At 70.3% G+C, this 20355-nt stretch carries 21 protein-coding genes; 16 read left to right on the forward strand and 5 right to left on the reverse strand.

Annotated elements, in window-relative coordinates:
- Nucleotides 1–52 precede the first annotated feature (52 nt).
- Complete coding sequence (locus tag OG707_RS28570; protein ID WP_329123275.1) at nt 53–583, forward strand: GNAT family N-acetyltransferase; 531 nt, start codon at nt 53–55, stop codon at nt 581–583.
- Nucleotides 584–587: 4 nt separating this feature from the next.
- Here OG707_RS28570 and OG707_RS28575 read toward each other — a convergent pair whose 3' ends face one another.
- The gene (locus OG707_RS28575; RefSeq protein ID WP_329128013.1) at nt 588–1442 is read right to left on the reverse strand and encodes an NAD-dependent epimerase/dehydratase family protein; all 855 of its coding nucleotides are present in this window, start codon (nt 1440–1442) and stop codon (nt 588–590) included.
- Nucleotides 1443–1571: 129 nt separating this feature from the next.
- Between OG707_RS28575 and OG707_RS28580 the strand changes: the two genes are divergently transcribed.
- The 4 genes from OG707_RS28580 (at nt 1572) to OG707_RS28595 (ending at nt 4319) form a co-directional block, all read left to right on the forward strand.
- Nucleotides 1572–2408, forward strand: a complete 837-nt coding sequence (locus OG707_RS28580) for a helix-turn-helix transcriptional regulator (protein WP_329123277.1) — start codon at nt 1572–1574, stop codon at nt 2406–2408.
- Nucleotides 2409–2447: 39 nt separating this feature from the next.
- Nucleotides 2448–3152, forward strand: a complete 705-nt coding sequence (locus tag OG707_RS28585; RefSeq protein ID WP_329123279.1) for an alpha/beta fold hydrolase — start codon at nt 2448–2450, stop codon at nt 3150–3152.
- Nucleotides 3153–3376: 224 nt separating this feature from the next.
- On the forward strand, nt 3377–3505 hold the full coding sequence (locus OG707_RS28590; protein WP_106409672.1) for a hypothetical protein: 129 nt from the start codon (nt 3377–3379) through the stop codon (nt 3503–3505).
- Between the two features lie 25 nt (nt 3506–3530).
- Nucleotides 3531–4319 carry an SDR family NAD(P)-dependent oxidoreductase gene (locus OG707_RS28595; protein ID WP_329123281.1) on the forward strand — a complete coding sequence of 263 codons (789 nt, stop codon included), beginning with the start codon at nt 3531–3533 and terminating at the stop codon, nt 4317–4319.
- Between the two features lie 162 nt (nt 4320–4481).
- On the opposite strand, the gene OG707_RS28600 is transcribed toward OG707_RS28595, so the two are convergent.
- Nucleotides 4482–6050: a purple acid phosphatase family protein gene (locus OG707_RS28600; RefSeq protein WP_329123283.1), complete on the reverse strand. Its 1569-nt coding sequence runs from the start codon at nt 6048–6050 to the stop codon at nt 4482–4484.
- Between the two features lie 130 nt (nt 6051–6180).
- On the opposite strand from OG707_RS28600, the gene OG707_RS28605 reads away from it, so the two are divergent.
- Nucleotides 6181–7224, forward strand: coding sequence for a 3-isopropylmalate dehydrogenase (locus OG707_RS28605; protein WP_329123285.1), 1044 nt, complete (start codon nt 6181–6183; stop codon nt 7222–7224).
- 234 nt (nt 7225–7458) lie between these two features.
- Nucleotides 7459–8547, forward strand: a complete 1089-nt coding sequence (locus OG707_RS28610) for a branched-chain amino acid aminotransferase (protein ID WP_329123288.1) — start codon at nt 7459–7461, stop codon at nt 8545–8547.
- 110 nt (nt 8548–8657) lie between these two features.
- Here OG707_RS28610 and OG707_RS28615 read toward each other — a convergent pair whose 3' ends face one another.
- Nucleotides 8658–9530 (reverse strand): LLM class flavin-dependent oxidoreductase, encoded by an 873-nt coding sequence (locus OG707_RS28615; RefSeq protein ID WP_329128015.1) that lies wholly within the window; start codon nt 9528–9530, stop codon nt 8658–8660.
- Nucleotides 9531–9621: 91 nt separating this feature from the next.
- Between OG707_RS28615 and OG707_RS28620 the strand changes: the two genes are divergently transcribed.
- Genes OG707_RS28620 through OG707_RS28630 form a run of 3 tightly spaced genes read left to right on the forward strand, consistent with a single transcriptional unit; the run spans nt 9622 to nt 11415 of the window.
- On the forward strand, nt 9622–10164 hold the full coding sequence (locus OG707_RS28620) for a GNAT family N-acetyltransferase (RefSeq protein ID WP_329123290.1): 543 nt from the start codon (nt 9622–9624) through the stop codon (nt 10162–10164).
- A 10-nt stretch (nt 10165–10174) separates the two neighbouring features.
- Complete coding sequence (locus OG707_RS28625; protein ID WP_329123292.1) at nt 10175–10627, forward strand: GNAT family N-acetyltransferase; 453 nt, start codon at nt 10175–10177, stop codon at nt 10625–10627.
- Nucleotides 10628–10659: 32 nt separating this feature from the next.
- Nucleotides 10660–11415 carry a class I SAM-dependent methyltransferase gene (locus OG707_RS28630; RefSeq protein ID WP_329123294.1) on the forward strand — a complete coding sequence of 252 codons (756 nt, stop codon included), beginning with the start codon at nt 10660–10662 and terminating at the stop codon, nt 11413–11415.
- A 3-nt stretch (nt 11416–11418) separates the two neighbouring features.
- Here OG707_RS28630 and OG707_RS28635 read toward each other — a convergent pair whose 3' ends face one another.
- A complete protein-coding gene (locus OG707_RS28635; RefSeq protein ID WP_329123295.1) occupies nt 11419–12600 on the reverse strand; it encodes an amidase in 1182 nt (393 codons plus the stop codon).
- 11 nt (nt 12601–12611) lie between these two features.
- A complete protein-coding gene (locus tag OG707_RS28640) occupies nt 12612–14033 on the reverse strand; it encodes a cytosine permease (protein ID WP_329123297.1) in 1422 nt (473 codons plus the stop codon).
- A 146-nt stretch (nt 14034–14179) separates the two neighbouring features.
- Here OG707_RS28640 and ureA point away from each other — a divergent pair, with 146 nt between their 5' ends.
- From ureA to OG707_RS28670, 6 genes are all read left to right on the forward strand, one after another.
- Nucleotides 14180–14869, forward strand: coding sequence for an urease subunit gamma (gene ureA / locus OG707_RS28645; RefSeq protein ID WP_329123299.1), 690 nt, complete (start codon nt 14180–14182; stop codon nt 14867–14869).
- Nucleotides 14862–16538 (forward strand): urease subunit alpha, encoded by a 1677-nt coding sequence (locus tag OG707_RS28650; RefSeq protein WP_329123301.1) that lies wholly within the window; start codon nt 14862–14864, stop codon nt 16536–16538. Before ureA ends, OG707_RS28650 begins: the two co-directional genes overlap by 8 nt.
- Before the next feature lie 19 nt (nt 16539–16557).
- Nucleotides 16558–17565, forward strand: coding sequence for an agmatine deiminase family protein (locus OG707_RS28655; protein ID WP_329128017.1), 1008 nt, complete (start codon nt 16558–16560; stop codon nt 17563–17565).
- A gap of 33 nt (nt 17566–17598) precedes the next feature.
- Nucleotides 17599–18120 carry a hypothetical protein gene (locus OG707_RS28660; protein ID WP_329123303.1) on the forward strand — a complete coding sequence of 174 codons (522 nt, stop codon included), beginning with the start codon at nt 17599–17601 and terminating at the stop codon, nt 18118–18120.
- Nucleotides 18121–18229: 109 nt separating this feature from the next.
- On the forward strand, nt 18230–18847 hold the full coding sequence (locus tag OG707_RS28665) for a TetR/AcrR family transcriptional regulator (protein WP_329123305.1): 618 nt from the start codon (nt 18230–18232) through the stop codon (nt 18845–18847).
- Between the two features lie 83 nt (nt 18848–18930).
- Complete coding sequence (locus OG707_RS28670) at nt 18931–20256, forward strand: MFS transporter (protein ID WP_329123307.1); 1326 nt, start codon at nt 18931–18933, stop codon at nt 20254–20256.
- Nucleotides 20257–20355 lie beyond the last annotated feature (99 nt).

A 20355-nucleotide genomic window follows, 5' to 3' on the forward strand; every position in this document is an offset into this window, starting at 1 on the left:
CGGACGCGCGCCGGCCGAATCGGCATGCGTACTCAGAACGGGTCTGAGTACGGTGGGCGCTGTGATCGTCACCGTGCACACCGCAGACCTCGACCCGGCCGAACTCACCGAGATCCGGGCCCTGTTGGACGCCGCCTTCAAGGGCGGCTTCAGCGACGACGACTGGGACCACAGCCTCGGCGGCATCCACGCCCTCATCAGGGACGCGGACGGAATCGCCGCCCACGGCAGCGTGGTCCAGCGGCGGGCGCTGCACGCGGGGCGCTCGTACCGTGTCGGATACGTGGAAGGGGTGGCGGTGCGCGCCGACCGCCACCGGCAGGGGCTGGGCGGCCGGATCATGGAGGCGCTGGAGCAAGTGATCGACCGCGCCTACGAGTTCGGCGCCCTCTCCGCGTCGAGCGAGGGCGCCGGACTCTATGCGTCCCGGGGCTGGCAGGTGTGGCCCGGGCGGCTCGGGGCGCTGGGCCCCGAGGGCGTCGTACCGCTGCCGGAGGAGGAGGGAACGACGTACGTACGGCCGCTCGTCGGCGACCCGGCGCTCCCTCTCCTCTTCGACTGGCGCGACGGGGACGTGCTGTAGCCGCTTAGAGCGCGCCCGCGTCCCGCGCCGTCCACACCGACGGATACAGCGGCCGGAAGCCGAGCTCGTCGCGGATCCGCAGCGACGTGGCGATGCCGAACCACGGGTCCGGGTCGACGCGCTCGCCCATGCCGTCGGGGAGCGGCACCCCGTTGAGCTGGTGCAGGTCGACCGCCGTCACCGGGGCGTCGTCCACGAGGTTGTACGCACGGCCCGCGATCCCCTCCGCGAACAGCAGCCGGATCAGGCCCTGCGCCACATCGGCGTGGTGGACCATCGACAGGCGCTGCGTCGATGCCCAATGGGCCGCCCACATCATGGAGTTGGCGAGATGCGGGTCTCCTTCGCCGTACACGAAGGAGAGGCGTCCGATGCGTACGTCAAGTCCTTCGATCGCGAGGAGCCCGGCCTCCGCCTCCGCCTTCGACGCGGGATAGGCGCCCCACATCGGACCTTCGGGCACGGTGCCGTCGTCCTCCACCAGCGGGCGGCCGCGCCCTGCACCGTGGATGAGAGTCGTCGACACCTGCACGAAACGGCCCGCGCCCGCCTCCACGGCCGCGTGCCCCAGCGCGACAGCCGCGTCGCGGTTGACCGCCCACGCCTCCTCGTCGGGCACCCCGCGGAAGGCGGCGGCGATGTTCACCACCGCGTCCACCCCGACCAGCGCCTTGCGCACACTCTCCGGATCGCGCAGCTCGCCGACCGCGACCTGCGCGCCGAGCTCCGCGAACGGCGCCCCGCGCTCCTCGTCCCGTACGAGCACCCGCACCGTGTCGGCGGGGGAGGTGCGCTGCAGCAGCCTCGGTACGAAGCGCCGTCCCACTTGTCCGGTCGCCCCGGTCACCAGAATCAACATCGTCATGTCCCTTCGTCTTCTTCGTGGTGACTCCACCGTGCTTCGGTCCCGGCGGCGGCGGGAGAGACGTCCTTATCAGGGGACTGGCACTCCCTGGATAGATCCGCAGATCAGGTCCATGGTGGAGGGGTGGACAGAGACGAACTCGCGCACTTCCTGCGCCGCTGCCGTGCCCGCCTGGAGCCCTCCGACGTGGGTCTGGCCGCCGGTGCCCGCCGCCGTACGCAAGGACTGCGGCGCGAGGAGGTCGCCCAGCTCACCGGCATGTCGGTGGACTACTACACGCGTCTGGAGCAGGCCCGCGGCTCGCATCCGTCACGCCAGATGCTCACCGCGCTGGCGCGCGCCCTGCGCCTCAGCGAGGACGAGCGCGACCATCTCTTCCACCTCACCGGCGAGGAGCCGCCACGCGAGACGAACTCCTCGCTGCACGTGCGCCCCGGGCTGATGATGATCCTCGACCGGCTGCACGACGCGCCCGCGCAGGTCATGAGCGACTGGGGCGTGGTGCTCGCCATGAACCCGATGGCGATGGCGCTCGGCTGCGAGCGCGAGCCGGGCCGCAACATCATTCGGCGCTACTTCACCGACCCGGAAGCCCGCACGATCTTCCCCGTCGAGGACCAGGAGGGGCACGCCCGCTCCCATGTGGCGCAACTGCGCGCGGTGCTCGCCGCCCGGCCCCAGGACCCCGGTCCGGCCGGCCTCGTGAACGAACTGCTCGCCACCAGCACGGAGTTCGCGGCGCTGTGGGAAAAACACGAGGTGGCGGTACGGCGATCGGCGGTCAAACGCTTCCTGCACCCGGTGGTGGGGCTCCTGGAGCTGGACTGCGAGGTGCTGGCCGCGGCCGAGCGCGGGCAGAGCCTGATCGTGCACTCGGCCCGGCCCGGCACGGAGGCGTACGAGCGGCTGCAGCTGCTGCGCGTGGTGGGACTCCAGGACCTCAGCCCGCAAAGTTCCTGATCAGAGGCTGTTGTCAGACCCCGGCGCTACGGTGCCTGCATGACTCAATTCGTGCTGGTACCAGGGGCGTGGCTGGGTGCGTGGGCGTGGGACGAGGTGGTGTCCGAGCTGCGTGAGGCCGGGCACGGGGTCCATCCGCTGACCCTCTCCGGGCTCGCCGAGAAGCGGGACGTGCAGGCAGGGCAGCAGACGCATGTGCGGGACATCGTGGGGGAGGTGGAGCGCCTCGATCTGCGCGATGTCGTGCTGGTGGGGCACAGCTACTCGGGCATCCCGGTCGGCCAGGCGGCCGAGCAGATCGGGGACCGGCTGACCCGGTTGGTCCTCGTCGACGCGATGGTCCCGGCCGACGGCGAGTCCGTCGCCTCGGCCTGGTGGTCGGGGCAGGCGGCGTTCGAGGCCGAGCTCGCCGCGAACGGCGGATTCTGGGTTCCGTGGGCCGTCGAGGAGTTCGACGGCCAGGACCTCTCCGAGGAGCAGATCGCACGGCTGCTGAGCCGTGCGACGCCCCAGCAGGCCGCCACGGTGACCGAACCGGCCGTGCTGGAGCGCTCGCTGGGCGCGCTCCCGGCGACGTACGTCAAGTGTCTGCTCGACGGCGACGAGCCGAGCGGCGCCGTGGCCAAGCTGCTGGCGGAGAGCGAGGGGCGCTGGAAGCTCGTCGAGATGAACACCGGGCACTGGCCGATGCTCTCGCAGCCGCACGAGCTGGCGTCGGTCCTGCTGGGAGCGGCCGTTTCATGATCGCCGTCTCAGATAGTAGGAAGTCCGAGTATTTGTAGAGACAGACCGGCGGGGCTCCCCTAGCTTTGTAGGAGCCGAACGTCTCGCTAGACCCAGCGAATGGCGGTCGTGAGCCGGTGCCCCGATGCAGGCAACCCCTGCGGCACCCGCTCCCCGCCCCTTCCGGCGCCTCGAATCACCCCCGTGATCTTCGTGATCTCCCAGGATTCAAGGAGTCGATCACCATGGCCGAGACGACTGTCCGCCGCGTCCGTCACACCTCCCGCACGAGCGAGTCCGACCGCAAGAACGCCGCGGCGGCACTCCAGCGGGCCCTCGACCGCCGTGACAACGGCGGCGCTACGGGGCACTAGCCCATACCGGACATACGGTGCGCGTATGAGTACAGGTACGAGCACCGTGACTGTCCCCTGCACCGACACCGAATTCGCCGGCCGGGCCGCCCTGGTCACCGGCGCCGCATCGGGCATCGGCCTCGCCGTGGCCCGGCGCCTCGCCGCCGGAGGAGCCGCCGTCGTCCTCGCCGACCTCGACGAGGAGGCCGCGCGCAAGGCGGCAGCCTCCATCGGGTCCACCGGCGCGCGTGCCGCTGCCGTACGCCTCGATGTCACCGACCCGGCGTCCGCCGAGGCCGCGGTGGCCTTCGCCGTACGGACCTTCGGCGGGCTGCATCTGGCCGTCAACAACGCCGGGATCGGCGGGCCCAGCGCGCACACCGCCGAGTATGGGGTCGACGACTGGCGGCGCGTTCTGGAGACCAATCTGTCGGGGGTCTTCTACGCGATGCGCGCCGAGCTGCCCGCGTTGGTCGCCGCGGGGGGCGGGGCGGTCGTCAATATGGCGTCCGTGCTCGGTGCCAATGGGTTTGCGGGGTCGCCCGCGTACACCGCCGCCAAGCATGGGGTCATCGGGCTGACCAAGACGGCCGCGCTCGAGTACGCGGACCGGCGGGTCCGGGTCAACGCGATCGGCCCCGGCTTCATCGAGACGGCCCTGCTGGCCGATCTCGATGCCGGGGCCCGCGCGTTTCTCGCTGCCCTGCATCCGGCGGGGAGGCTGGGGCGTCCGGAGGAGGTCGCGGAACTTACGGCGTTCCTGCTCTCCGACCGGGCGTCGTTCGTGCAGGGGAGCTACCACTTGGTGGACGGGGGGTACGACGCGAGGTGAGGTGGGGCGGGCCAGGGCGGAGATTTCCCCCACCCCGCCCCTTCCCGAAACTGGGGGCTCCGCCCCCAGACCCCCCGGGCCCCAGTGAGCGGGGGCTTCGCCCCCTGCACCCCCGTAAGCGACCTTCGGCCGCTTGTCCTCAATCGCCGGACGGGCTAAAAACTACCTTCCGCGCTTGATCTCGAAGTGGTCGATCCGCGCTCCGCTCTCCGCCAGCGCGCTCACCTTCAGCCGCGCATCGTGCCCGGCCGTCACCTCGACCGCCAGGAACGAGTACCCCGTGTACCGCACCCGCGACCACTCCACCGTCTCGACGGCCTTCCCGCCGCCCTTGACGGAGTGCCAAGTGGGCACGGACTCCTGGTCGTTGACCTTGCCCTCGAAGCTGTCCGGCGCCGGGAAGTCGTACAGCGACTTGCCCGCACCGCCCGCCGTCACGTACACGATCCCGTCCCGCGTCGGGTCGGTCCTCGCGCCGATCGGGATCGTCCTGCCGACCGCCCCGCCCTTCACCGCGTCCGTCCGCTCGTAGACGTGGTTGTGGCCGTTGATGACCAGGTCCACCTCGTGCTTCTCGAAGACCGGTACCCACTCGTCGCGCACCCCGCCGTCCGAGGCGTGCGAGTTGGTCGTCGAGAACGCACAGTGGTGGAAGAAGATGACGATGAAGTCGACGTCGCGCCGCGCCCGCAGCTCGCCGAGCCGCTTGTCCAGCCACTTCGTCTGCTTGCCCGCGCTGATCCCGTAGTTGGCGGGGATCTCGTACGAGACGTCATTGGCGTCCAGCGCCACCACGCCCACGTTCCCGTGCACGAACGAGTACACACCCGGCTGGTTCACCGGGTCGGGGCCGTTGTCGGGCAGCGTCCAGCGCGCGTTCTGGCCGCCGTAGCCGTTGGGGGAGTACCAGGCCTCCATGTCGTGGTTGCCGGTCGTCACCATCCACGGCACGGTCTTGGCGACCGACTCCGTCTGCGCCAGGAACTGGTCCCAGGTGCGGGCGTCGTAGACGTCGCTCGACTGGCCCGAGCCGGACGGGTCCGCGTAGCAGATGTCGCCCGCGTGCAGGTGAAACGCCGGGTTCTGGCCGAGGATCAGCTGGTCGTTGCCGAGCGCGTGGTAGCTCACGCCCTGGTCGCCGAAGGCGGTGAAAGTGAAGGAGCCGGCGTGCGAGGGCGCGGTCGTGAAGGTGCCGAGCGTGCCCAGGTTCTTGCGGTCCGCCGGGTCGAAGCCGTCGTGGCCGACGCCGTAGTAGTACGTCGTGCCCGCCTGCAGCCGGTCGAGGCCCGCGTGCACGTAGTACTGCTCGGCGGCCGCGATCTTCCCGCCGTTCAGGCTCGGCGTCGTCAAGTGCCTGACCTCGGCGTCGATCTTCCGGCTGAGCTCCCAGGGGGTGCGCCCGATCCGGATGTACGGACGCTTCACCGCGAAGGGGACCTGCCAGGAGACCACCATCTGGGTCTTGGGGTCGGCCCCGTACGCGAGGTGCCGGCCGAAGGGCGCGACCAGCGAACCGTCCACGTGCGACGCGGAGTTGGAGGGCAGGTACGCGGGGGCGGCCGAGGCCTGGGAGGCGCCCATGGTGGCGCCGGCACCGGCAACTGCCGCCGTGGCGACGCCGGTTCGCAGCACGCCGCGCCGCGAGAGTCTGGTGCGAAGGAATTCGTGCTGCTCCGCCATGCTCATACGGTCGGCGAGCTTCTCGGGTATACCGAAGCGAGGGATGTCCATGGCCGGAAATCTCCTCCGCCCACCTGACTTCTCTCTGCCCGCCAGGTGAACGGGACACGTACAGCTCCCCATGTGTCCGTATGGCGGACGGAGGATGTCAACCCATGGGACGGGCCGCTAAGCTCCCGGCATGTCTCGCAGCATCAAACTCGCAGTGATCCCCGGTGACGGCATCGGTCAGGAAGTCGTGGCCCAGGGTCTCAAGGTCCTCTCCGCCGTCCTTCCGCAGGATGTGAAGCTGGAGACCACCGACTTCGACTTCGGCGCCAAGCGCTACCACGCGACCGGTGAGACCCTCACCGACGCCGACCTCGACGCGCTGAAGCCGCACGACGCGATCCTCCTCGGCGCGATCGGCGACCCCTCGGTCCCGTCCGGCGTCCTGGAGCGCGGCTTCCTCCTCAAGCTTCGCTTCGCCTTCGACCACCACGTCAACCTCCGTCCCAGCAAGCTGCTCCCGGGTGTGGCGACGCCCCTCGCGGGCCAGCCGGAGATCGACTTCGTGGTCGTACGCGAAGGAACCGAAGGCCCGTACACGGGCAACGGCGGCACCATCCGCAAGGGCACCCCGCACGAGGTCGCCACCGAGGTCTCCGTCAACACGGCCTTCGGTGTCGAGCGTGTGGTCCGCGACGCCTTCGCCCGCGCCCAGGCCCGCCCGCGCAAGAAGATCACGCTCGTCCACAAGAACAACGTGCTGACCTTCGCGGGTCACCTGTGGACGAACGTCTTCAACGCGGTGGCCAAGGAGTTTCCCGAGGTCACCACGGACTACATCCACGTGGACGCCGCGACGATCTACCTCGTCACGGACCCCGCCCGCTTCGACGTGATCGTCACCGACAACCTCTTCGGCGACATCATCACGGACCTCGCCGCGGCCGTCTCCGGAGGCATCGGCGTCGCCGCATCGGGCAACATCAACCCGTCGGGCGACTTCCCGTCGATGTTCGAGCCGGTCCACGGATCGGCCCCGGACATCGCGGGCCAGGGCAAGGCCGACCCCTCTGCCACCGTCCTGTCCGTCGCCCTCCTGCTGCGTCACCTCGGCTACGAGACCGAGGCGGCCCGCATCGAGACCGCCGTCTCCGCCGACCTCGCGGAGCGCGGCACCGCCGCCCGTACGACGGACGAGATCGGCGACGCGCTCGTATCCCGAGTAGTGGCGAGTTGACCCGCTCCGACTGATGAATTGATCACAGCCGCCGGGTCGCACAGACACCCGGCGGCTGTGTTTTGCGGTCTACGGGTGCCACCATCGACCATGGACCGCAATCACGCCGTTTCGTACAGAGGCCTTCGCGAGCGATAATCGAACGTGGGCCGTGGTACGTGCGGATGCTCGGACGTCCTAGTAGCGACGTGAGCGCGGTCCGTCACAAATACACCGGTGAAGGACAGACGACTCATGACGACGCCCACGATCGAGCTCAAGCCCACCTCGACCCCGCTGTCCGACGCGGAGCGCGAGGCGATCCTGGCCAGCCCCGGCTTCGGCCGCCACTTCACCGACCACATGGTGATCATCAAGTGGACGGACGGCCGCGGCTGGCACGACGGCCAGCTCGTCCCGTACGGACCGCTCTCCCTGGACCCCGCGACGAACGTCCTGCACTACGCGCAGGAGATCTTCGAGGGCCTCAAGGCGTACCGCCAGCCCGACGGCACGGTCGCGACCTTCCGCCCGGAGATGAACGCCAAGCGCTTCCAGTCCTCGGCGCACCGGCTGGGGATGCCCGAGCTCCCGGTCGAGACGTTCATCGAGGCGTGCGACCTGCTGGTCCAGCAGGACGAGGCGTGGGTGCCGGCCCACGGCGGCGAGGAGTCCCTGTACCTGCGCCCCTTCATGATCGCGACCGAGGTCGGCCTGGGCGTGAAGCCCGCCAACGAGTACCTCTTCATCGTGATCGCGTCCCCCGCCGGCGCGTACTTCCCCGGCGGCGTGAAGCCGGTCTCGATCTGGCTCTCCGAGGACCGCGTCCGCGCCGTCCCCGGCGGCATGGGCGACGCCAAGACCGGCGGCAACTACGCGGCGTCCCTCCTCGCGCAGGCGGAAGCGGCGGCGAAGGGCTGCGACCAGGTCGCGTACCTCGACGCGGTCGAGCACAAGTGGGTCGAAGAGCTCGGCGGCATGAACCTGTACTTCGTGTACGGCAACAAGATCGTCACCCCGACCCTCACCGGCTCCCTCCTCGCGGGCATCACCCGCGACTCCCTCCTCGCGGTCGCCCGCGACCTGGGCTACGAGTCGGAGGAGGCCCGCGTCTCGATCGACCAGTGGCGCGAGGACACCGAGAACGGCACCCTGACGGAGGTCTTCGCCTGCGGTACCGCCGCGGTGATCACCCCCGTCGGCACGGTCAAGTCGAACGCGGCCGAGTGGCAGCAGTCCTCCGGCAAGCCGGGCGAGGTCACCCTCAGGCTCCGCGAGGCGCTGCTCGACATCCAGCGCGGCGTGTCCGAGGACCGGCACGGCTGGATGCACCGACTGGGCTGACCGGCCCGGCAGTTGTACGCATTCCGAGGGCGCCCCGCGATCACGCGCGGGGCGCCCTCGGCGTATGCCCGGCCACCTGTCCCGTCCGGCGGGACGGGTTCCCGGCGTGGTCACTTCAGCGCGGGTGGGCCCTGCTCGATGCGGCGCAGGACCGGTGCGAGGCGGTCGAGGTCGGGGCCGGTCTGGATCTGACGCTCGTCCCACCAGGTGGCGCCCGCCTCGGCCAACGGGGCGATCAGGTCGAGGGTCTTGGCGGGGTCGTCGCCCGGTGTGGCACCGCCGAGGACGATCTCGTACGGGTCACCGGCCGGCCGCTCCCCGCGCTGCTCGTGGACGTACGCCACCAGGTCACGGACCTGGTCGACGGGCGGGATGTGCCCGTGCTTGGCGTCGGCGAAGAGAGGGACCGCGCCGTCCCAGCGGGCCGCCCGGCGCATGGGTGGGCGGTTGGGCCAGAAGCCTGCGACCCAGACGGGAGGGCGGGGGCGCTGCACGGTGGCGGGGAGCAGGGTGACGTCGCGTACCTGGAAGTGCGGGCCGTTGTGGTCGACGGCCTCGCCCGACCAGAAGCGCTCCAGCAGCCCGAGCCCTTCGTCGAGCCGCTCGGCCAGGACCTTGGGGTCGGTGGTCTCGCCGAAGGCGGCGTACTCGTCCGCGACGGGCCCGCCGAGCCCGGTGGCGAAGGTGACCCGGCCGCCGCTCAGGGCGTCCAACGTGGCGACCTGACGGGCGAGTTGCTGCGGGCGGCGGCGGGCGACGGGGGTGATCAGGGTGCCGAGGCGGATCCGGGAGGTGGCCAGGGCGGCGGCGGTCAGCAGCATCCAGGGGTCGCCGAAGGGGCGGCCCTGGTGGGTGCGGTGCAGCACGTGGTCCCAGACGAACAGGCCGTCCCACCCTGCCTGTTCAGCTGCTACGGCCACTTTCGCGACGGCCCTGGGGTCGGCGAAGTCGCCGAAGTTCGGAATGTTCACCGAGAAGCGCATCAGCGCATGGTGCCGGACGGCGCCGGACCCGGCAATCGCTTTGCGGTGCAAACCGATCGACATCCCGATCTTGAGTGTGTTGGCTGGAGGCATGCCCGAACTGCGTACCGACCGCCTTCTGCTCCGCCAGTGGCAGGATTCCGACCTTGAGCCCTGGGCCGCGATGAACGCCGATCCCGAGGTCCGTCGGCACCTGGGGGCGCTGCTGACCCGGGAGGAGAGCGACGCCGGGGTGGCGCTGATGCGGGCGGAGTTCGGCGAGCGGGGATTCGGCTGGTGGGCGCTGGAAGTACGGGAGAGCGGTGAGTTCGTCGGACGCGCCGGCCTGGACGTGGTGATGGAGGGTCTGCCGTACACCGGGGTGGATGTCGGGTGGCGGCTGACGCGCTCGGCGTGGGGCAACGGGTACGCCACCGAGGCCGCCCGGGCCTGTCTGGACTTCGGCTTCGGGACTCTCGGGCTGCGGGAGATCGTCGCGTCGACGACCGTCCACAACCTCCGCTCGCAGGCCGTGATGCGCAGGCTCGGCATGACCAGGGACCCGGCCGACGACTTCGAGGATCCGAGCGTGCCCGAGGGGCCGCTGCGGCGGTGTGTGCTGTACCGGACGGGCGATGTCAGACCTGGTTGTTAGCGTGGAGTGCATGATCGAGCCGAGCACGACCGCAGTCCAGATCGTTGTCACCGATGCCCCCGGCCCGGTGGACACGGCGCTTCTCTCGGACGGGCTCGACGTGTTCAACGTCGAGCAGACCGGGATCGACGACCGGCGGCCGCTCGCCGTCCTCGCCAGAGACCCCGAGACGCAGAAGGTGGTCGGCGGACTGACCGGGCGCACCTCGCTCGGGCTCTTCTTCCTGGACCTGTTCCATCTGCCGCCCGCGCTGCGTGGCGGTGGGCTCGGCAGCCGGATCCTGCGGCTGGCGGAGGACGAGGCGCGGGCGCGGGGGTGCCGGTCCGCCGTGCTCTACACGATCAGCTTTCAGGCGCCCGGCTTCTACTTGAAGCACGGCTGGAAAGTGATGGGGGAGGTTCCCTGCGATCCGGTCGGTACGAGCAGGGTCTACCTGACCAAAGACCTCTCCCAGGAGCCGTGATGCCCACCCCACCCCGAGGGAATGATGTCGGCATGCTGCGAGACATCTTTGACGAGGACGCCGAGCTCTACGACCGTGTGCGGCCTGGGTATCCCAACGCTCTGGTCGAGGATCTTGTCGCGCGGACCGGGCTCGGGGGTGGCAGCTGCGTGCTCGAAATTGCCCCGGGGACCGGGAAGTTGACCTTGCCTCTCGCGCGGACCGGGGCGGGGATCACCGGGGTCGAGCTCGGGCCCGCCATGGCTGCCGTTGCGCGGCGGAATCTGGCGGGGTTTCCGGAGGTCCGTATCGATGTGGGGGACTTCGACACCTGGGTGCTGCCCGTCGAGCCGTACGATCTTGTCGTCGTCGCCACCGCCTACCACTGGATCGATCCCGTCGTACGCGTGTGGAAGCCGATGGAGGCGCTCCGGGAGGGTGGGACGTACGCCGTCGTCACCACCCATCATGTGGCGGGCGGGAGCGTGGAGTTCTTCGCGGAGGTGCAGCGTCTCTACGAGCGGTGGGACCCTGCCACGCCGCCCGGGACGCGGCTGCGGGACGAAGCCGTCGTGGGGACCGACTTGGAGTTCGGGCCCGCAGTCGTGCGGAAGCACGCGCAGGAGATCACGTACACCAGTGCCGAGTATCTCGACGTGCTGCTCACCTACTCCGGACATCGGGCCCTGGCGCCCGAGCGGCGTGAGGGGCTGCTCGCGGGGATCGGGGAGCTCATCGACACCCGGTACGGGGGCCGGATCACCAAGCGGTACATGCATGAGCTGATCACGGTGATCCGGCCCGGCTGATGCTTAGACGAGCGCCGCCTCGATCCATGCCGACCAGTCCAGGAGCTGTTCGTCCTGGTGGGGTGCGGCCACGCACTGGAGGCCCAGGGGCAGGCCGTTCGGCGCCCGGCCCGACGGGATCGTGAGCGAGGGCAGGCCGATGTTGCTCCAGGGGAGGCACATGATCGAACTGCCAGTGGTGGTCAGGCCCTTGGGGGCCGGGCCCGTCGCCGCCGGTGTGATCCACAGGTCGATCGGTGCCATGGCCTCCGCCATCCGCGTACGGAACGCTTCGCGGGCGGCACACGCCTCCACGTAGTCCGCGTGCGTGATCGCGTGGCCCTCGCGGATCGCCTGGCGCGTCTCGCGGCGGTAGAGCTTTGCGTACTCCGCGAACCAGGCGGCGTGCGTCCTGGCCAGTTCGTAGCGGTTCATCGTGAAGAGCTGCGACACCGTGCGGTCGAAGTCCTGCATCACGGGGATCCGGCGGACCGTGAAGCCCGCCCGCTCCAGGTGTTCCGCGGTGGCGGTGAAGGACTTCAGGGCTTCCGGTTCGGCCCGGTCGAGGTAGGGGCCCGTCGGGATGCCCAGGACCGGCAGGTCGTCGGGGTCCCGTGGTGTCCAGTCGTCGCAGACCACCGAGGCCGCCGGCAGCAGGCCTGCCACGTCCTGTGCGTACAGGCCCAGCGTGTCGAAGCTCGGCGCGTTCGCGATCACCCCGTCGGTCGGGATGCGGTCGTACGTCGGCTTGAAGGCCACCACCCCGCAGTACGCTCCCGGGCGGATCATCGAGCCGACCGTCTGGGTTCCTACGGAGAGGGGGAACAGGCCCGCCGCCACCCCCGCCGCCGAGCCGCTGCTCGAACCGCCGGGTGTGTGGGCCGGGTTGTGCGGATTGTGGGTCGGGCCCGGGGCCAGTACCGCGAACTCCGCCGTGACCGTCTTGCCCGCGATCAGCGCCCCGGCCTCGCGCAGGCGTGTGACGACCGTCGCCTGGGGGCCCGCCAGCGCTGCCGGGGGGAGGGACGATCCTGCCCGCGTCGGGAGGCCGTCCACGTGGATGATGTCCTTGATTCCGACCGGGATTCCGTACAGGGGTGGCCTGTTGGCGGGGTCCGGCCAGCGTGCGGCGAGTGCCGCGGTCTCGGAGCGGAGGCGGGTCTCGCGGTCCGGCTCGGGGACGAATGCCTGTATGTCACTGTCCATGGGGCGGGACGTTACAGCTCCGCCAGCACTTCGGCAGGTGTCTCGTCGGAGGCAATTTCCGGGCGGGCCGTGAGTGCCGCGTACACCGCGCCGCCGACCAGCCCCGAGAAGATGAAGCTGCAGTCCACGCCGCCCGTGAGGGAGAGCAGCGGGCCCTCGTAGAACGGGGTGGACACGGCGAGCAGACCCACCGCCGCGCCCAGCGCCCAGGCCGCCGTCGCCCGGAGGTTCCAGCCGGCGCGGAACCAGTAAATGCCGCCCACCGCACGGCGGTTGAAGACCTGGAGGGCGTCCGCGTTGTAGGTGCCGCGGCAGCGGACGTAGCCGATGACCGTGATCACCGCCCAGGGGGTGCCGATCGCCGTGAGGAGCAGGACGAAGGACGTCATCGCCGACTGGGCGTCCCAGGCGAAGTGGCCCAGGAAGACGAAGAGGGTGGAGACGGCGGCTACGACGAGCGTGGCGCGGGCGCGCGTCGCGCGCGGCAGGATCGCGTCCAGGTCCAGGCCCATCGAGTACAGCATCAGGCCCGCGTTGCCGACCGAGCCCGCGCTCGCCGCGAGGAGGAGCGGGATCAGGTACCAGGTGGGGGAGGCGGCGACCAGCGGGCCCGCGTAGTCCAGGGACGAGCGGGCGGCGAGCGCGGTGTACGTACCGAAGAGCTGCGGGACCAGCAGGCCCAGACAGAGGCCCGCGCAGGTGGAGACCAGGACCGACTTCGTCGAGTGGCGGCGCGGGGAGATGTAGCGCGTGTAGTCGCCGAGGAGGGTGATGAAGGCGATCGGGCCGCTGAGGCCGGCGGCGACCGCGGAGAGCAGCCAGGTCGGCCAGTAGGAGCCGAGGAGGTACGGGGTGTCGGGGGCGGCCGCGGTCGTGAAGTCGGGTGCGTACGCGATCAGGCCGAGGACCAGGAGCGCCGTCATGCCGATGGCGAGGATCTTGCTCAGGCGGAGCAGGAGCCGGTAGCCGTACACCGCGCCGACGACCGTGAGCGCGGCGAGCAGCGCGTAGACGACGGCGTGGATCCAGCCGTTGTCGGGGAGGCCGATCAGGCGGGTGAGCGTCCCGATCATGGTGTCGCCGCCGATCCAGAGGGTCAGCGCGGTGTATCCGAGGGAGAGCAGGAGGCCGACGATCGAGCCGACCAGGCGGCCCCGGACGCCGAACTGGGCTCCGCTGGAGGTGGAGAGGTTGGTGCCCGTACGGAGGGAGACCAGGGCCAGCGGCGCGGTGAGCAGGGTGCCGACGAGCGTGCCGGTGACGACGGAGGTCACCGAGCCCCACAGGTCGAGGCCGAAGGAGACCGGCAGCCAGCCGAAGACGATCACGCCCAGGCAGAGGTTCGAGCCGAGCAGGATCGAGATGAGATCGCGCGGGCCGCTGGTGCGTTCCGCGTCCGGGATGGTGTCGACTCCGCGCTGTTCAATCGGCATGTGGGCTACCCCTGACACTCGGAAGTTTGAGCAGCGTTCAATGTGGCGTAGCTCAATGTCACACGTCAATGTTTCCGGCCTATGAATCTCGTGGTTAGAGTGGAGTTCTAAATGATGTGCGTGTGCGTGTGCGGAGGTGTGACGGCGTGCGGCTGACCCCGACGGAACGCGACCGGCTGCTGCTCTTCGGAGCCGCCGAGCTGGCGCGGGCGCGCAGGGCGCGCGGGCTGAAGCTCAATGTGCCCGAGGCGACGGCGCTGATCGCCGACACGGTCTGCGAGGCGGCCCGCGACGGGCGGCGGCTCGCGGAGGCGATCGCGGCGGCGCGGAGTGTGCTGGGGCCCGACGATGTGCTGCCGGGGGTCGCCGATGTGGTGACCGAGGTGCATGTGGAGGCCGTCTTCGACGACGGGTCGCGGCTGGCCGTGGTGAGCGATCCGATCGGCGGGGGTTCGCTCGGTGCGGACGCTCCGGGGGCCGTCCTGGAGGGGCCCGGGTACACCGAGCCCGAGGCGGCGGTGCGGGTGCTCGTGCACAACACCGCGAGTGTGCCCGTCTCCGTGACCTCGCACTTCCACTTCTTCGAGGCCAACCCCCGGCTGGACTTCGACCGTTCGGCCGCGTACGGCATGCGGCTGTGCGTGCCGGCGGGGTCGTCCGTACGGTTCGGGCCCGGCGAGCGCGTCGAGGTCGGGCTGATGCCGATCGGCGGCGAGCGCGTCGCGATCGGGTTCGCCGGTCTGGTCGACGGGCCGCTCGATGCGCCGGGAGCGAAGGAGAGGGCGCTGCGTGCGGCGGCTGCCTGCGGATATCTGGGAGCTGAGAGCGATGAGTGAGTACGCGGCCGTGCACGGCCCCCGCGCCGGCGACCGGGTCCGCCTCGGTGACTCCGGGCTCGTCGTGCGGGTGGAGTCGGACGCGCAGAAGCCGGGGGACGAGTTCCTCGCCGGGTTCGGCAAGACCGCCCGCGACGGGCTGCATCTGAAGGCTGCGGCCGTACGGGAGACGTGCGACGTCGTCATCAGCAATGTGCTGGTCATCGATGCGGCGGTCGGGATCCGCAAGGTCTCGATCGGGATCAGGGAAGGGCGGATCGCGTCCATCGGGCGGGCCGGGAACCCGGACACCCTGGACGGGGTCGACGTCGTGGTCGGCACCGGGACGACCATCGTGTCGGGCGAAGGGATGATCGCGACGGCGGGTGCGGTGGATGCCCATGTGCATCTGCTCTCCCCGCGCATCATGGAGGCCTCGCTCTCCTCCGGCGTGACGACGATCATCGGGCAGGAGTTCGGCCCGGTGTGGGGTGTGGGGGTCAACTCGCCCTGGGCGCTGCGCCACGCCTTCAACGCCTTCGACGCCTGGCCGGTCAACATCGGCTTCCTGGCGCGGGGGTCCTCGTCGGACCCGGCCCCGCTGGTGGAGGCCCTCGCCGAGGGCGGCGCCTCCGGGTTCAAGGTCCACGAGGACATGGGCGCGCACACGCGGGCGCTGGATACAGCGCTGCGGGTGGCCGAGGAGCATGACGTCCAAGTCGCCCTGCACAGCGATGGGTTGAACGAATGCCTTTCGGTCGAGGACACTCTCGCCGTACTGGAGGGGCGGACCATCCACGCCTTCCACATCGAGGGGTGCGGGGGCGGGCACGTACCTAATGTGCTGAAGATGGCGGGCGTGGCGAATGTGATCGGGTCGTCGACCAATCCGACGCTTCCATTCGGGCGGGACGCGGTCGCCGAGCACTACGGGATGATCGTCTCCGTCCACGACCTGAAGACCGACCTGCCGGGCGACGCTGCGATGGCCCGCGACCGTATCCGCGCCGGGACGATGGGTGCGGAGGACGTGCTGCACGACCTCGGCGCCATCGGGATCACGTCGTCGGACGCGCAGGGGATGGGGCGCGCGGGCGAGACCGTACGCCGGACCTTCGCGATGGCCGGGAAGATGAAGGCCGAGCTCGGCCCGATGGAGGGCGACGGCCCCGACGACGACAACGCGCGCGTGCTCCGCTACATGGCGAAGCTGACCATCAACCCCGCGATCGCGCACGGGCTTTCGCACGAGATCGGGTCGATCGAGGTCGGCAAGCTCGCCGACATCGTGCTGTGGCTGCCCGCCTTCTTCGGCGCGAAGCCGCAGCTGGTGCTGAAGTCGGGCTTCCCCGCGTACGGGGTGACGGGCGACCCGAACGCGGCGACCGACACGTGCGAACCACTGGTCCTGGGGCCGCAGTTCGGCTCGTACGGGGCGACGGCGGCTGACTTGTCCGTGGCTTTCGTCGCGCAGGCCGCCGTCGACCAGGGCAACGACGGGATGCCGACCCGGCGGCGGCGGGTCGCGGTGCGCGGCACGCGCGGGATCGGCCCGGCGGACCTGCGCCTCAACTCGCGTATCGGCGACGTCGGGGTGGACGCCCGCAGCGGCCTGGTGACGCTCGACGGCGACCCGCTGCAGTCCGAACCGGCCGACTCGGTCTCTCTCAACAGGCTTTATTTCCTTTAGGAGTTCGCTGATGTTCCGTATGCTCGCAGAGTGGTTCCCGCACGAGCGGACCTGGATGGCCTGGCCGGGCCCGAACCCCACCTTCGACAACGCCGCCGGTCTGGCGGAAGCGCGGGAGGCGTGGGCGGCCGTGGCGCGCGCTGTCCGTGCGTACGAACCGGTCACGATGGTGGTCGGCCCGGGGCAGTCGGAGGGTGCGCGTGCGCTGCTCGGCGCCGACGTCGAGCTGGTCGAGCGGGAGCTGGACGACGCGTGGATGCGCGACATCGGCCCGACGTTCGTCACGGACGGGGCCGGTCAACTGGCCGCCGTGGACTGGACGTTCAACGGCTGGGGCGCGCAGGAGTGGGCGCGCTGGGAGCACGACGCGAAGATCGGCGCGTACGTCGCCGACCTGGCCGGAGTGGAGACGCACAGCTCCCGCCTGGTGAATGAGGGCGGCGCGATCCACGTCGACGGCGAGGGCACGGTTCTGCTGACGGAGACCGTCCAGCTGGGCCCTGAGCGCAACCCGGACTGGTCGCGCGAGGAGGTCGAGGCGGAGATCCACGCACGGCTCGGCACGACGAAGGCGATCTGGTTGCCGCGCGGACTGACCGGCGACTACGGGGAGTTCGGCACGCGCGGCCACGTCGACATCGTCGCCGCCTTCGCCCGGCCTGGCGTGGTCGTGGCGCACGTCCAGCCCGACCCCGCCCACCCGGACCACGAGCTCTGCAAGGGGATCGTGGCGCAGCTCCGGGCGGAGACGGACGCGAAGGGGCGGCCGCTGGAGGTCGTGGAGGTGCCGGCGCCGACGGTCCTGAAGGACGAGGACGGGGAGTGGGTCGACTACTCGTACATCAACCACTACCTCTGCAACGGGGGAGTGGTCCTGTGCGGCTTCGACGACCCGAGGGACGAGGAGGCGGCGGAGATCTTCCGGGGACTTTTCCCGGATCGCACGGTCACGCTGGTCGACGCACGTACGATCTTCGCAGGTGGGGGAGGCATTCACTGCATCACCCAGCAGCAGCCGAAGGTGTGAGCGGGGGCTCGCGCCGTTTCCGTGGGGGAACCGATGGAGCGTCGTCGTGCGCTGAAGTACGCGGTCGTGGTGGCGGGGCTTGTACTGACGGGGGTGTCGGCGGGGCCCGCGAGCTCGGCGGGGTTCGCGCTGGAGCCGTTCTGCGCGTACACCGCGGGCAGGGGCGAGATGAAGGTCGGCGACGAGCTCTGGGTCCCGCTCCCGCAGATGGCGAACCGGTCGGACTCCCCGATCGAGGTCACCGGCGCGACGGCGGTCCATGTGCCCGAGGGCGTGCGGGTGCGCGGCTTCAGTGCGTACGACGCGGCGGTCGACACCATGGTGATGGGAGGGGACGCGGAGGACACGCGCGCGTACAAGAACCTGTCCCTCCGGCCGATCCGCATCCCGGCGAGGACCGTGTCGACCGTCTACCCGATGGTGCACCTGCAGCTCACCCGCCCCGGCAGCTACGCGCTCGACAGCTTCCAGATCGAGTACGCGAAGGACGGCCACCGCTACACCCAGGCCGTCGGCTGCGGCGCCGAACTGAGCACGCTCCCGCCCGCCGACTGACGAATGGCATCATTCCGACCATGGATTTCGAGCTCGATCCGCCGCACGGTGTCGGCGATCCCTTCGGACTGCCCGCCGAGGCCGCGGCCCGAGCGCTCGGGAGCCGGACATGACCCAGAGCAGCCCGGACCCCGCCCCCCGCCGCCGCAACTCCGCCGCCCCGCCCCGCGAGACCGTCCTCGCCGCCGCCATGGCCGCCATCGCCGAGCACGGCCTCGACAAGCTCACCATGGCCGGGCTCGGGCGGACCGTCGGGATGAGCAGCGGGCATCTCCTCTACTACTTCCGCTCCAAGGACGAGCTCCTCCTCCAGACCCTCGAATGGAGCGAGGAACAGCTCGGCATGGAGCGCCGGTCCGCCCTCGCCCGCCAGGTCCCCGTCCGCGCCCGCCTCGACGCCTTCGTCGATCTCTACGTACCGTCAGGCCCCCGCGACCCCCACTGGTCCCTCTGGCTGGAGCTCTGGAACCGCGCCCACGACGTCGGCGACGACGCCCGCGGCCGGCTCCTCGACATCGAACTCTCCTGGCACCGCGACCTCGTCGCCCTCCTCGTCGAGGGCGCGTCGCGCGGCGAGCTGCGCGCCGTCGACGCCGATCGGTTCGCGGTTCGCATCCGTGCACTCCTCGACGGATTCTCGACGCACGTCGCGATGGGGCTCCCGGGCTCGGACCGGGCCCAAGTCCTCGCCCACGTCGGCGAATTCCTCGACGAGTCGCTTCTCTGAGAACGCAACGCACGTAAGTACGCATGATCGTTGCCACCTGCACCCTTGTGGCGCTTCCCGTCCCTCCCTCACCGTGAATCACCATGGGACGAGAGCAATGGAAGAAAATCTGGGTCGGCTCGGCCGGCAACATGGTCGAGTGGTTCGACTGGTTCGTGTACGCCACCTTCGCCGTCTACTTCGCGGACGCGTTCTTCCCCAAGGGGAACGACACCGCCAACCTCATGAACACCATGGGCATCTTCGCCGTGGGCTTCTTCATGCGGCCCGTCGGCGGCTGGCTGCTCGGCCGGATCGGCGACCGCAAAGGCCGTAAAGCCGCACTGACCCTCACCGTCACCCTCATGTCGGCCTCGGCGATCCTCATCGCCGTCGCGCCGACCTACGCGGTCGCGGGCTACGGAGGCGTCGCCGTCCTCCTCGTCGCCCGCCTCCTCCAGGGGCTGTCCGTCGGCGGCGAGTACGCCGCATCGGCCACCTATCTCACCGAGGCCTCCGCCCCCGACAAGCGCGGATTCGCCTCCAGCTTCCAGTACGTGTCGATGACGGCCGGCCAACTCGTGGGCCTCGGGCTGCAGATCATCCTCCAGCACAACCTCTCCGAGGACGCCCTGCACAGCTGGGGCTGGCGCATCCCGTTCATCGTCGGTGCGCTCGGCGCGGCCATCGTCTTCTACTTGCGCCGCAACATGCTGGAGACCGAGGTGTACGCGGACTCGGACGCGGCCACCGACGCGAGCCGCGGCACCCTCAAGGCGCTGTGGGCGCACAAGCGCGAGGCGTTCCTCGTCATGGCGCTCACCATGGGCGGCACGGTCGCGTACTACACGTACACGACGTACCTCACGAAGTTCCTCTCCAAGAGCGCCGGCATGGAGAAGCAGACGGCGACCCTCGTCTCCTTCTGCGCCCTCTTCGTCTTCATGTGCATCCAGCCGCTCGCCGGGATGCTCTCCGACCGGATCGGCCGCCGCCCGCTGCTCATCACCTTCGCGGTCGGCTCGACCTTCCTCACGGTCCCGATCATGACCATGCTCAAGCACGCGGGCACCTTCTGGCCGGCCTTCGGCCTCGCGCTCCTGGCCCTGGTCGTCGTCACCGGCTACACCTCCATCAACGCCTGTGTGAAGGCGGAGCTGTTCCCGACGGGGATCCGGGCGCTGGGTGTCGCGCTCCCGTACGCCATCGCCAACGCGCTCTTCGGCGGCACGGCGGAATATGTGGCGCTGTGGTTCAAGAAGGGCGGCATCGAGTCCGGTTTCTACTGGTACGTGGCCGGATGCGCGGCCGTGTCCCTCGTCGTCTACCTCACGATGCGCGAGACCCGCGACATCGACCTCAATCGGGTGGCCGGCGCGGACGCGAAGGAATCGGCACCGGTGCGATCCACGTCACCGCTCGCATCCTGAGACGGGCCCGGCACGGAAGCAGTCCTGTGCCAGACTGCTTCCGTGCTCTCGTTCGCCATGATTATCGGCAGCAGGCGCGCCGGTCCGCAGTGACCGCCT

The organism is Streptomyces sp. NBC_01465 (assembly GCF_036227325.1).
Lineage (GTDB): Bacteria > Actinomycetota > Actinomycetes > Streptomycetales > Streptomycetaceae > Streptomyces.

Excerpts from the sequence above, each read along its gene's own strand:
- OG707_RS28625 (WP_329123292.1), top strand. The coding sequence starts at position 10,175 with ATGATCGAGCCGAGCACGACCGCAGTCCAGATCGTTGTCACCGATGCC.
- OG707_RS28635 (WP_329123295.1), bottom strand. The coding sequence starts at position 12,600 with ATGGACAGTGACATACAGGCATTCGTCCCCGAGCCGGACCGCGAGACC.
- OG707_RS28620 (WP_329123290.1), top strand. The coding sequence starts at position 9,622 with ATGCCCGAACTGCGTACCGACCGCCTTCTGCTCCGCCAGTGGCAGGAT.
- OG707_RS28590 (WP_106409672.1), top strand. The coding sequence starts at position 3,377 with ATGGCCGAGACGACTGTCCGCCGCGTCCGTCACACCTCCCGCACGAGC.
- OG707_RS28575 (WP_329128013.1), bottom strand. The coding sequence starts at position 1,442 with ATGTTGATTCTGGTGACCGGGGCGACCGGACAAGTGGGACGGCGCTTC.
- OG707_RS28640 (WP_329123297.1), bottom strand. The coding sequence starts at position 14,033 with ATGCCGATTGAACAGCGCGGAGTCGACACCATCCCGGACGCGGAACGC.
- OG707_RS28595 (WP_329123281.1), top strand. The coding sequence starts at position 3,531 with ATGAGTACAGGTACGAGCACCGTGACTGTCCCCTGCACCGACACCGAA.
- OG707_RS28605 (WP_329123285.1), top strand. The coding sequence starts at position 6,181 with ATGTCTCGCAGCATCAAACTCGCAGTGATCCCCGGTGACGGCATCGGT.
- OG707_RS28660 (WP_329123303.1), top strand. The coding sequence starts at position 17,599 with ATGGAGCGTCGTCGTGCGCTGAAGTACGCGGTCGTGGTGGCGGGGCTT.
- OG707_RS28615 (WP_329128015.1), bottom strand. The coding sequence starts at position 9,530 with ATGCGCTTCTCGGTGAACATTCCGAACTTCGGCGACTTCGCCGACCCC.
- OG707_RS28665 (WP_329123305.1), top strand. The coding sequence starts at position 18,230 with ATGACCCAGAGCAGCCCGGACCCCGCCCCCCGCCGCCGCAACTCCGCC.
- OG707_RS28670 (WP_329123307.1), top strand. The coding sequence starts at position 18,931 with ATGGGACGAGAGCAATGGAAGAAAATCTGGGTCGGCTCGGCCGGCAAC.
- OG707_RS28630 (WP_329123294.1), top strand. The coding sequence starts at position 10,660 with ATGCTGCGAGACATCTTTGACGAGGACGCCGAGCTCTACGACCGTGTG.
- OG707_RS28610 (WP_329123288.1), top strand. The coding sequence starts at position 7,459 with ATGACGACGCCCACGATCGAGCTCAAGCCCACCTCGACCCCGCTGTCC.
- OG707_RS28585 (WP_329123279.1), top strand. The coding sequence starts at position 2,448 with ATGACTCAATTCGTGCTGGTACCAGGGGCGTGGCTGGGTGCGTGGGCG.
- OG707_RS28655 (WP_329128017.1), top strand. The coding sequence starts at position 16,558 with ATGCTCGCAGAGTGGTTCCCGCACGAGCGGACCTGGATGGCCTGGCCG.
- OG707_RS28600 (WP_329123283.1), bottom strand. The coding sequence starts at position 6,050 with ATGGACATCCCTCGCTTCGGTATACCCGAGAAGCTCGCCGACCGTATG.
- OG707_RS28650 (WP_329123301.1), top strand. The coding sequence starts at position 14,862 with ATGAGTGAGTACGCGGCCGTGCACGGCCCCCGCGCCGGCGACCGGGTC.